This is a genomic window from Myxococcus sp. AB036A, from assembly GCF_006547355.1.
GTDB classification, from domain to species: domain Bacteria; phylum Myxococcota; class Myxococcia; order Myxococcales; family Myxococcaceae; genus Myxococcus; species Myxococcus virescens.
Genome location: NZ_VHLC01000061.1, coordinates 40,663 through 51,361, shown reverse-complemented (window position 1 = coordinate 51,361; position 10,699 = coordinate 40,663). Strand labels below are relative to the sequence as shown.

Sequence of the window (10,699 nt, the reverse complement as noted above, 5' to 3'; positions counted from 1 at the left end):
GTTCGCCTTGTGCACGGCGGTGACCTTCTTGCGGCCGTGCTTGCGGGCGTACTCGAAGGCGAAGCGGGCAATCCGCGTGGAGGCCTTCTCGGTGATGATCTTCAGCGACTCCACCTCCTCCAGGAGGAGCGCGAGCGCCTGGCGCGCCTGTGGGCCAAGCGCCTGCGCGCGGAGACATACGACGTGGAGGTCCCCGGCAGGGACCTGCGCGCCCCGCTGCGCCGGTTGCTGGACGAGCTGGCCCGCCTGCTCAGGGACCGGCCCGACGACGTCGTCCGGCTCTGGCCGGAGGTGGTCCGCCCGCACGGCGCCTTCCGCTACACCCAGAACTTCGACCCCGAGGACCTGACGCGTGAGTTCAAGTCCCTGGAAGAGGTGATGCTCCACGTCTACGCGCGCCGCAACGGTGGCTTCATCGAGCCCCAGGTGGCGGAGCTCGTGGCGGAGCTGGTGTGGGAGGCAGACGCCGCGGCCCAGGCGTCCTATGCGCGCATCCTGAAGACGGAGGAGGTGCGCTTTCGTGAAGCGGCGGTGATGGAGTCGGTGCTCAACCAGGTGGACGTGGGCATCATGCTGGCGGAGGTGGACGGCACCGTCTCCTTCGCCACGCCGCCGGTGAGCCGCCTCATGGGGGTGCCCATGCGCGCGGTGGTGGGGGGGCGGGCGGCGAACACCATCAATCCCGTGCTGACGCAGGTGAACGCGCGCCACCTCACGGGTGAGCCCTTCAAGCTGGCCGACATGCCCTTCCTGCGGGCACTCAAGGAGAAGGGGCCTGTGCGTGGGGTGATGATGGTGGTGGAGCGCCCCGGCGGCGACACCGCGGCGCTGGAGCTGAGCGCCACGCCCGTCTGGGAAGAGGAGGGCGAGCTGGCTGGCGCCATCCAGACCTTCACCGACCGCACGGAAGCGGTGAACAAGACGAAGGCGCTCCAGAGCGCGCACGGGGAGCTGCGCAGGCTTCAGGGCCGCCTGCTCCAGCGTACCCGCCAGCAGGCGCTGGGACAGCTCGCCAGCGGCGCGGCGCATGCGCTCAACAACTTCCTCAACGTGCTGCGGCTGCGAATCACCCTGCTGCAACGCGAGTTCAAGCCCGAGCACCTGGAGGCGCTCGACAAGACGGTGCAGCAGATTGGCGAGCTGGTGGCCCGGCTCCAGGAGTTCAACATCCAGCGCACCCAGGAGCAGCCCACCGACGTCCCGGTGGACCAGACGGTGCGCGAGGCGCTGGAGCTGGCGCGCGGCGAGCTGGAGCAGCGCGAGCACCCGGTGTACGTCGACCTGGACCTGGGCGACCCCGGCAACGTGCGCGCGGATACGGGCTTCTTCCGCGAGCTGGTGGTGAACCTCTTGCTCGTCTCGCGCGACCGGATGGAGGCCGGAGGTCGGCTGCACGTCTCCACTCGCACGGATGGCGCCTCGTGGCTGACGCTGCGCATCGAGGACGAGGGCACGCCCTACGCGCCCGATGAGCTGGCGCGGCTGTTCGACCCGCTGCGCCGGGACGCGAGCGCGCCGCAGTTGTCCCTGTTCTTGGCGGTGGCGCGGGCACAGGTGGAGCGCTGGGGCGGCGAGCTGACAGCGGAGGTTCCTGCCTCGGGGACGGGCACGGCCTTCGTGGTGCGCCTGCCTCGCGTGCATGAAGGCGCCGTGTCCACCGCGCCACGTCCGGAGCCGTCGCGCGCGGAGCTGATGCGGCCGACGGGGCCCCGGCGCTTCCAGCAGACGCGCAGCGTGCTGGTGGTGGATGACGACCTCGACAACGCGCGGATGATGGCGGAGGTGCTGGGCGAGGAAGGCTATGAGGTCCAGGTGGCCCACAGCCCCGCGGTGGCGCTGGGGATGTGGGACCGGCGCCGCTACGACGCCGCGCTGCTGGACGCGGTGATGCCGGAGATGAGCGGCTGGGAGCTGGCGCGCGAGCTGCGCAAGAAGACCCCTCAGGCGCTGCTGGCCATCGTCACTGGCATGGACGTGCGTGGACAGAACCGCTCCAACCTCGCGCTGGTGGACGCCGTGTTCCGCAAGCCCATCGACGTGGGCGCGCTGGATGACTTCCTGGGGCAGTCCGACACCGTCGCTTCCGAGAACGGCTCTTCGACTGGTTCCGCGCCACCCGCCTGAGCGCAGCGGACAGGACGACGGGGTGCCTCAGGCGGGCCGGTAGCTCGCGGCGTTACACTTTTCACTCAAAGTGTTGCGGTGCGGGTCACACCGCGAAGCCCGTTCCGCCGGGATGGGCCCGTGTCCGAGGGGAGCGGGTGCTTCCCCATCGCAATCTCCTTGTGTGGATAGAACCGCGAGTGTGGCTCGCCGCTTGCTCCAGTCCGCGGGCCCGCCGGTGCCCGCGGTCCTGATTCGGGCGTCCACCCCCGGTGGTTGCCACCCCCCACGAGGTGCTGCGTGAGATTCAATCTGAGAGGCCTGTTGCTGGCCGGAATGATGCTGGCCGGCGGCGGTGCCATGGCGGAAGAGAGCGCGGTCTGCGAGGGCCGTACGTCACAACCTCCCCTTCAGCGGGATGCCCAGGGGCGCGTGAAGGTGGGCGAGGACGTCGTCGCCACCTTCAAGTCACGTCAGCCCAAGGCGCGGCCGGAGGGCATTCGCGCCAAGGCCGAGCTGGCCTGGACGGACCGCGTCAGCAGCCCGGGTGCCACGTACATCGCGCCGCACTTCAGCCAGTTCGCGCTCGCGTCGGGGGACTACGTCATCGTCCGCGCGCCGGACGGCTCGCGTGAGTACCGCTACGAGGGCTTCGGCAAGGGCGAGGGCAACGCGCCGGTGAGGGGCGGCTTCTGGAGTGGTCACATCTCCGGTGACGTCGCCATCGTCGAGCTGTGGAGCACGGGCGGCCACGCGAAGTCCGGCTACACCATCGACCGGTTCGCTCGCGGCTTCGCCAACCTGGCGGCGCTGGGCGAGGACCTGGACAACAAGGCCCTCTGCGGTCCGGACGACTCGCGCAACGCGCGCTGCTACCAGACATCGGACCCGCGTCAGTACAAGCACTCGCGCGCGGTGGCCCGTCTGCTCATCAACGGCAGCGGGGCCTGCACGGGCTGGCTCGTGGGCAACCAGGGCCACGTGATGACCAACGAGCACTGCATCGCCAACACCTCGGACGCGCTCAACACCGACTTCGAGTTCATGGCCGAGGGCGGCGCCTGTACCTCCGCTTGCAACAGCTGGTTCGGCTGTCCGGGCACGGTGGTTGCCACGAGCTCCACGCTCATCGCCGTGGACGCGCCCCGGGATTACGCCCTGGTGCGGCTGCCCACCAACCCCACGGCCACCTACGGCTACCTCCAGCTGCGCAACACCACCGCGTTCGTGGATGAGCGCATCTACATTCCCCAGCACCCCGCCGCCTGGGGCAAGCACATCGCCCGCAACTCCACGCACGCGTCGGACGCCTCGGGCTTCGCGGAAATCTTCGCCCTCAACCGGCCCGCGTGCTCGCCGGGTGGCCCGCTGGACATCGGCTACTACGCGGACACCCAGGGTGGCTCGTCCGGCTCTCCCGTCATCGCCAACTCCGACCACCGCGTCGTCGCGCTGCACCACTGCGCCAACTGCCCCAACCGTGGCGTGCCCATCACCTCCATCATCTCCCACCTGGGCTCGCTGTTGCCTCAGTGCGCGCTGCGCAGCGCCACCTGCCCGGACCCGTATGACGTCTGGATGCGCGACACCTGGTCCGACACCGGCCTGGAGCCGGACCCCGCAACCGCGGGTCAGGACATGTGGGCCAGCCCGTACATCTGGATTCGCCGCAACCCGGACGGCGTCGCCAACCCGCACGTCCACCAGAACCCCGAGCTGGGCGCGACGAACTACGCCTACGTGAAGCTGCACGGCGGGCCCCGTCCGGGCGCCTCGGGGCGCCTCAAGCTGTACTACGCCAACGCCTCCACCGGCCTGGCCTGGCCCACGGACTGGACGCAGTTCGGTGACGTCGCCGTCAACGGCTTCACGCCCGATACGCACATCGTCCAGGCGCCGTGGAGCAGCCTGCCCGGCGAGGGCCACTACTGCCTGGTGGCGCGCTGGGAGTCCGCATCCGACCCCATGTCGTTCACCGAGACGACGAACGTCGACGCCAACGTCCGTCAGAACAACAACATCATCTGGCGCAACGTGAACATCGTGGACCTGGAGTCTGGCAGCGAGGAGGTCCACTTCATCGTGCGCAACGTGCACGAGGGAATCCGGGCGCTGCGGCTGGCCGTGCGGGTGCCGGAAATGGACCGGCAGCGGCCCTTCCCGGGGAATGGCGGCCGTGTCGTCGTGCGTCTGCCGGACGAGCTGTTCAGGCGCTGGGTGGAGGCGGGCGGCAAGGCCGAGGGCATGAAGATGCTGCGCGAGGGCGAGTTCGAGGTCGTGTCTCCGGAAGGGGGCGTGTTCCACGAGCTGCCGCTGGCCTTCCGCGAGGAGCACCAACTGCGGATGTTCTTCGAGCGCTCGGCGGACGCCACGCCGGAGCCCTACCACCTGGAGGTCGTGCAGTTCGACCAGGACACGCCTGAGCGTGAGAGCCTGGGCGGCATCGGCTACGACATCTACACCCACGGCGAGCCGAAGCCGAAGCAGTAGCCGTCGCTTCGCCTGACGCGGCTTCGCTCGCGTGCCGTCCTGGCGCGGGCGGAGCCGTGACGTGTTTGCATCCGTCCGTCGCCGTGCTTTGTCTGGTCTCCGGCGCGGCGGTTCCCGCCGCGTCCTTTCCCGGAGGCAGTGCGTGCGGGTGGATGACCTTTGCCTGGTGCTGGTGTCCTCGCTGTTGCGGGAGGACCGTGCCCGGTGGCCTCAGCGGCTCGAGGCGCTGGAAGAGGAGCTGGGCGAGTCCTGGGCGCTGCGGCGGCTCGAGGTGCCGAGAGCGTACTCCCTGGGGGTGCGGCTCCTGGATGGGCGTGAGCTCCCGCTCGCCGCGTGGCTCGACTCGTTCAAGGAAGGTGGGGGGCGCTCCGTTCGCGTGGTGGACCTCGGCGCGTCCTCATCCGATGCGCTTCCCGCGCACATCGCCGCCGCGTTCGCCAACTCGGGAGGCGTGGTGCTGGAGGTGACCTCGGGTGGGGCGTCCTCGCTCTTCCTCCTGCGAATGCACTCCAGCCGCCCGCACCTGCTCACCGCGCGGCAGTTCGTGGACTTCGCCCGTGCGCAGTCGCACGCGGACCGCGTCTTCGAGGCCTGGGCGGAGTCCATCTCCGAGAACAACCAGCTCAACGACCGGCCCGCGGTGCCGGCCTCGGAGGTGCCGGACTACCTGGCCTCGCCGGACGGGTTCGTGCACTACGACTTGCGCGGCGGGGAGCTGGTGGAGGAACTCCAGGTCACCCTTCGCCGTCACGGCGCGGACGTGACGATTCCAGACGCGCTCCGGGCCTGCTTCTACACCAGCGACCCGGACGCACTGTTTCGCGAGATGCTGTCTCCCGAGCAGCAGGCGGAGTTCGTCCCGTCGGAGGAGCAGCTCCTCCTCACCGACACCACCACGCCCCAGCAGTTCGCTGACCTGGTGGCCGCGCAGCCCTTCGCCGCGGATGCCTGGACGCGCATCGCCCGGGACCAGAACGCGTTCCTGGCGGAGGGGGAGTCACCCGTGACGGCGGAGGGTTTCGAGGCCCGGCTCCGGACGATGGCGCCGGATGGGCTCCAGTCGATGCTGATCGGCAACCTGATGCTGGCGTTGCAGCAGGCGGCCCGGGCCCATGGCGCGGAGTTGGTCATCCCCGAGTCCTTGCGCGGATGTGTCCGGCCTGCGTTCTCTCGGGAAGAGGACCCGGGGCGGATTCCGGGCAAGGAGTTGCTGCGCCTGCAGCCCAATCCCGACGTGTACCAGATGTACCTGTTCCACGAACTGGCGGCCGGGCCCGCGCCCGTGTCCGAGGGGCCGTCCTGGGACGAGGCGCGGCGTGGCTTCACGAAGGCACTGCGGGAGGCAGTTGCCTTCTCGGCCGCGCAGGGCTCGAACTTCGCGGATGCGTTCAAGCTGGCGCTCTTCGCGCTCGAAGGGCAGGCGCCGCGCTACGACGAACTGTCACCGGAGCGGGTGCCGGATTACCTGGAGGCGGTGAAGGCCGCGGGCTTCGACGGGCGGCCGGTGCAGGTCTTCGAGGACAGGCTGGGCTCGCTGGGACTGCTCCAGTCGCTGGGGATGTCCGAGGAGAAGCTGCGTGGACTGCTCGCCTACCTGCTGTCTGATGTATTTGGCGGCATGGGCTCGTGGAACGACCAGTACTTCGAGACGCCCGAGGCGCAGCAGCAATTCGATGCGGTGTCAGCGCGGCTGTTCGGCGAGCGGAGTGTGTTCTTCGTGGCCACGCTCAACGCGCGCTGAGGCGGGAGGTGTGATGGTGGGCACGGCAGCCGGGCCCTGGCTGCCTGTCCCTCCCTTGTGGCGCTGGATGACGGTGTCCACCTCTGAGGGAGGAGGAGACACCACCATGTCACGCAAGACGATGGACTGCCGGAAGGCGCCCAGTGACACCCACTGCACGCTGACGATTTCGGGCGAGGAGGACGAGGTATTCCAGGCGGCCATCTCGCACGCCGTCTCCGCGCACGGCCACGAGGACTCCGGTGAGCTGCGCGAGATGATTCGCGGCATGCTCGAGGACGAGGCGCCCGAGGCCAGCATGGGCCGGCCCATGTCGATGCAGGAGCCGCAGCAGCCGAGCAGGCACTGAGGGACGCGCCTGTCAGCGCGTGGGCAGCTCGCGGAACGAGACTCCATCCAGTTCCAGGCGGCGCACCGTTTCCATGAATCGCTCGGTGCCGACAATCATCGTGGCGAAGTTGCCCACCCGGAACAGGTCCACGTCCGCTGGGAGCGAGGCCGCGTCGAGGATGGGCTCGTCGGGTCGACGGAACCCGAGGCGTCCGCAGGTGGCGCACCGAGGGGGCAGGTCGGGAGGCATGCAGTCCGCGTGCAGTTGGCCACGCGGGTCGAGCTGAAGCTCCAGGAGTTCGGGGGCGTCCTTCTGCCGGAACCGCAGCGCTGTTCGCGCGCAGAGCAGCCCGCGGATGCCTTCCTTCCGAAGTCGCTCCAGTTCTTCGTGGCGAATCAGCAGCAGACTGCTGCCCAGCCATGCGAAGGAACCGAACCGCCCGGAGGCGGTTCCCACCAACGGGCCGAACGTCGTCCCCGGGGGAAGCAGGGCACCTGGCGGTGCCAGGGGCCGTACCAGCTCCCGGAGCCGTGAGAACTCGGTGAATGGCTCAGGCCTGGCTTTCAAGAAGGCGCTCTGCTCGGGCAGGACGGACAAATCAACGGCGGGATACTGGTGTCCTGAACTGGCCCAGGTTTCACCGCAGCCCGGGCATCCCGCAAGGCCGGGCAGCCCCCATTTGTGCGCGGCGTTGAGGCTGCCGTTGGTGTGGGCTTGCACCGTCGAGTCTTCGCGCAGCCAGAAGAAACGCGTCATTCGTCCTCATGCTCCAGGGCGAGAATAGTAGGGCTGGATGGGACCGCCCATGAGCTCAAAGCGGTGAATCAGCTCCCCTGCGTGTCTGAAAATCTCGGTTGGGGTCGCACCCTCGTTCGCGTCTTTGAACTCACGCCAGGCCCTGTTCCACTCGCCGCCGCGTTCGCCGCCCCGGTGAATCCGCTGATGGACGTGGCGTGGAATGGGCATCGTGTAGTCGTGGATTTTCACTCCCTGCCGTTCGAACCAGCGGGCGAGGTCCTCTGCCTGCGGGAAGATGTGGTGTTTCTCCCAGCGCCCAGGCGTGAGTCGAGGTGGCGCTGAGAAGAAGCGCTCAGGGGTGCCATTCCAGTTGGGGAACACCATGACGGCGCCCCGAGGCAGGTGCTGTCCTCCGCCCCAGTGCCTCCGGGGGCCTCTGCCGGGAGCCGCGACCGCCGCGGGCGGGCGAGCCGGTGGGAAGCGCGCGAGCTCCACCGCGCCGTCCAGGTCCTGACACCGGTAGAAGCCACAGGCGTCTCCCATGCACAAGAGCGAGACGCACTGGTCCTCATCTGGCGTGGCGCACGCCTCCTCGGCGCCGTTCCATGCTGGCTGAGTGGACGCCTGTGGAGCCGACGCGCAGCCTGCCCACGGTGCCGTGAGCAGCAGTAGCCAGAGTGACAGGAGTGTTCGCATGGTTTGGGGAACCTATCGTCCAGCGCCGAGATGGTCGTTAGAGTCCCACCAGTGAGTGCCCCCCTGGACCTGGAGCGCGTCCGCCGCAAGGTGGAGGCGGGTGAGATTCTGAGCGACGCGGAGCTGGCCCTGCTCCGTGCCGAGGCGCAGCGTGGCACCGGCTCCGCCTTGCGCCTGGCCCTGGCGCACGCCCTCATCAACGCGGGCGCTGAACGTGAGGCGTTGCCCCTGCTGGAGAGCCTGCGGCGGGACTTCCCACGCGACCTGCCTGTGCGGCTGGGACTGGCGCGGGCCCTGCTCGGACTGGAGCGCCACGGCGACGCGGAGCGGCTGCTGACCGAGGTCCTGGCCCAATCGCCAGGAGACCCGGAGGTGCTCAAGGTGCTCGCGGTGCTGGGACTGCGGCGCGGTGAAGCGGACAAGGCGCGTGCCTATGTCGCGGATGCGCTGGCTCGCGACCCCTTCGACGCCGAGGCGCGGCTGCTGAAGGAGGAGCTGGAGTCCGTGGACCTGCCGCCTCCGTCCGTTCCTCAGGAGCAGGTGCTGCGCCCGGAATTCACCGCCGCGCTCACCGCTGCGCTGGGCCGCGCCCGGGTGGCGTTCCGACGGCAGGGAAAAGACCTGCTCGTGAAGCTCGCGACGGGCGGTGTTGGACGCGTGGACGTGGGCTCGCTGTACGCGGCCTATCAGGAGTCCCCGGGCACGCAGGGGCTCACTGCCTACGCGGATGCGCTGGCGGCGCGGCTCGGCGGGTTGTCCTCCGGCCTGAGCGCGGAGGTCGCGGCGTTGGAAGCGCGGCTGCGTCCGGTGCTGCGCCCAGCGGACTTCGCGGCGCGCGCCGTAGGCGCCTTGCACCGGCCCGGTCCCGCGGGTCTGGAAGTCTTCTACGTGCTGGAGGACGCGGAGTTCGTGCGCTACCTGCCCGAAGCCGCATTGGCCCCCGCAGGACTCACGCCGGAGTCGGCGGACGCGGCGGCGTGGCGCAACCTCGCCTCGCGTCTGGCTCCGGTGCGGCCCGTGCTCGTCGACCAGGGGGAAGTCCGGTTGGCGGGGGCCTTCTCCGGACTCTGGGCCGTCGCGGAGGGGGATGGCCACGACGCCGCGCGGCTGCTCCTGCCTTCGCAGCGCAAGGAGTTGGCGCTGCTCGCGGGAGAGGGCCCCCTGCGCGTGGCCCTCGGACGGCGGGAGCTGGTGCTGGTCTGCCGCGAGTCGGATGCCGCCGCGTGTGAGGCGCTGGCGCGACTCGTGCCCTCGCCGGATGGAATCCCGGGCACCTTCCGTCTGACGGAAGAGGGCCTGTTCGTGGTGTGAGGTGGTTTCAGCCCGCCGTGCCCCCGGGCAGGTGGTCCACGAACAGCACCTCGCGGTAGCCCAGCGTGAGCAGCAGCGCCCGCAGCGAACGCTCCGCTGACTCCCGCGCCCGCCGCTGGAGTTTCCCGTTCGAGCGGACCTCCTGCTCGAAGGCGAGGCGGGCCTTCTCCAGCAACTGCGCCGTCTGCTCGCTGTCCAGGTTGGAGTCGATGACCTCCGTCTCGCCGGGACGCAGCTCCACCTTGACCTCCATGGGCGGCAGCACCACGTAGACGCGCGTGCCCGTCACCTGGAGATGAGAGCGGTCGAAGCGCTGGAAGTCGAAGCCCAGGTGCGCGTTCGCGAAGACGATGGCGCGGCCATGCGGATTCTGGAGCGCGTAACGCGCCCAGTTCAGCACGTCCTTCCAGAGCGCATCCGTGGCCTGGGGCTCCGGCGTGAAGGTCACCTTCTTGTAGAGCGCGACCTCCAACGTCTCCAGCCGCGCCACATCCCGCATCTGCTGCACGACGGACGGAGTGTCCGGCAGCGACGGCGATGCGGGCTTCATCAACACCCAGGCTCCCAGCGCGCCGAGCGCGGCGCCCAGGACGACGGTGAGGACTCGCGAGAGGTGCGCCATGAGCCCCAGTGTACCTCCCCGGGCAGGCGCTTCCGGCGAACTCATATCGAAGGCGCCAGCAGGACGACCGAGTAACCCACGGCCGTTCGTGCTCCAGGATTCTCGTACGAGTGCTTCTGGTCCCCCCGGAAGACGACCACGTCCCCGGGCTGGAGGTGGAAGCGCTCCCCACTGGCGACGAGCACCAGCTCTCCCGACTCACACGCCAGGTACTCCCGAGTGCCGGGGGTGTGCGGAACGCCGGTGATGCGCACCTGCGGCGGCAGCTCCACGCGGTCGAACTCCATGCCCGGCAGTGGGTCCGGCAGCAGCTTGCGCAGAATGCCGCCACCACGCGTCCGGACGGGCAGGGTGGCGCGTGGGTAGTGCCGGGCACTGGCGCGGGGCTTCGCAATCAGCTCCTCCAGCGACACCTGGAGCGCGGCGGCCACGCGGTGCAGCACGGACAGTGTCGGGTTGGCCGCGCCGGACTCCAGATGGGCCCAGGTGGCGCGCGGCACGCCCGCAAGCCGGGACAGTTGCGCCTGTGTGGCGCCTCGCGCCTCGCGCAGGGAACGGATGTTGCGGGCCAGTCTGCCGGGCAGGTCATCGTCGTTCATGGATTGGCAATCTGCCAAGCCCTTGGACCATATGCCAACAGAATGGAGAGCGGCGTGTATCTCCCGTC

General features: G+C 69.5%; 9 protein-coding genes and 1 pseudogene. 5 read left to right on the top strand and 5 right to left on the bottom strand.

The window, feature by feature from the left end:
* Positions 1 to 114: pseudogene (locus FL344_RS23655) on the bottom strand (isocitrate/isopropylmalate family dehydrogenase); the annotation flags it as partial.
* A gap of 24 nt (positions 115 to 138) precedes the next feature.
* Here FL344_RS23655 and FL344_RS23650 point away from each other — a divergent pair.
* The 4 genes from FL344_RS23650 to FL344_RS23635 all read left to right on the top strand — a co-directional run bounded on the left by FL344_RS23650 (position 139) and on the right by FL344_RS23635 (position 6,683).
* Positions 139 to 2,124, top strand: a complete 1,986-nt coding sequence (locus tag FL344_RS23650; RefSeq protein ID WP_141620089.1) for a response regulator — start codon at positions 139 to 141, stop codon at positions 2,122 to 2,124.
* Positions 2,125 to 2,403: 279 nt separating this feature from the next.
* Positions 2,404 to 4,593, top strand: a complete 2,190-nt coding sequence (locus FL344_RS23645) for a serine protease (RefSeq protein WP_228565304.1) — start codon at positions 2,404 to 2,406, stop codon at positions 4,591 to 4,593.
* 142 nt (positions 4,594 to 4,735) lie between these two features.
* On the top strand, positions 4,736 to 6,334 hold the full coding sequence (locus tag FL344_RS23640) for a hypothetical protein (protein WP_141620084.1): 1,599 nt from the start codon (positions 4,736 to 4,738) through the stop codon (positions 6,332 to 6,334).
* 106 nt (positions 6,335 to 6,440) lie between these two features.
* A complete protein-coding gene (locus FL344_RS23635) occupies positions 6,441 to 6,683 on the top strand; it encodes a DUF1059 domain-containing protein (RefSeq protein ID WP_140867475.1) in 243 nt (80 codons plus the stop codon).
* A 12-nt stretch (positions 6,684 to 6,695) separates the two neighbouring features.
* Here the strand turns inward: FL344_RS23635 and FL344_RS23630 are convergent, their stop codons facing one another.
* Both FL344_RS23630 and FL344_RS23625 read right to left on the bottom strand, forming a co-directional pair.
* A complete protein-coding gene (locus tag FL344_RS23630; protein WP_141620083.1) occupies positions 6,696 to 7,421 on the bottom strand; it encodes a double-CXXCG motif protein in 726 nt (241 codons plus the stop codon).
* A gap of 6 nt (positions 7,422 to 7,427) precedes the next feature.
* A complete protein-coding gene (locus FL344_RS23625) occupies positions 7,428 to 8,099 on the bottom strand; it encodes a TIGR02269 family lipoprotein (RefSeq protein WP_141620082.1) in 672 nt (223 codons plus the stop codon).
* 30 nt (positions 8,100 to 8,129) lie between these two features.
* On the opposite strand from FL344_RS23625, the gene FL344_RS23620 reads away from it, so the two are divergent.
* Positions 8,130 to 9,410: a tetratricopeptide repeat protein gene (locus FL344_RS23620; RefSeq protein ID WP_228565303.1), complete on the top strand. Its 1,281-nt coding sequence runs from the start codon at positions 8,130 to 8,132 to the stop codon at positions 9,408 to 9,410.
* Positions 9,411 to 9,417: 7 nt separating this feature from the next.
* Here FL344_RS23620 and FL344_RS23615 read toward each other — a convergent pair whose 3' ends face one another.
* Together FL344_RS23615 and FL344_RS23610 are read right to left on the bottom strand one after the other, a co-directional pair.
* Positions 9,418 to 10,032, bottom strand: a complete 615-nt coding sequence (locus FL344_RS23615) for a DUF4230 domain-containing protein (protein WP_228565302.1) — start codon at positions 10,030 to 10,032, stop codon at positions 9,418 to 9,420.
* A 41-nt stretch (positions 10,033 to 10,073) separates the two neighbouring features.
* Positions 10,074 to 10,631, bottom strand: a complete 558-nt coding sequence (locus FL344_RS23610) for a helix-turn-helix domain-containing protein (RefSeq protein WP_141592898.1) — start codon at positions 10,629 to 10,631, stop codon at positions 10,074 to 10,076.
* Between the last annotated feature and the right edge of the window lie 68 nt (positions 10,632 to 10,699).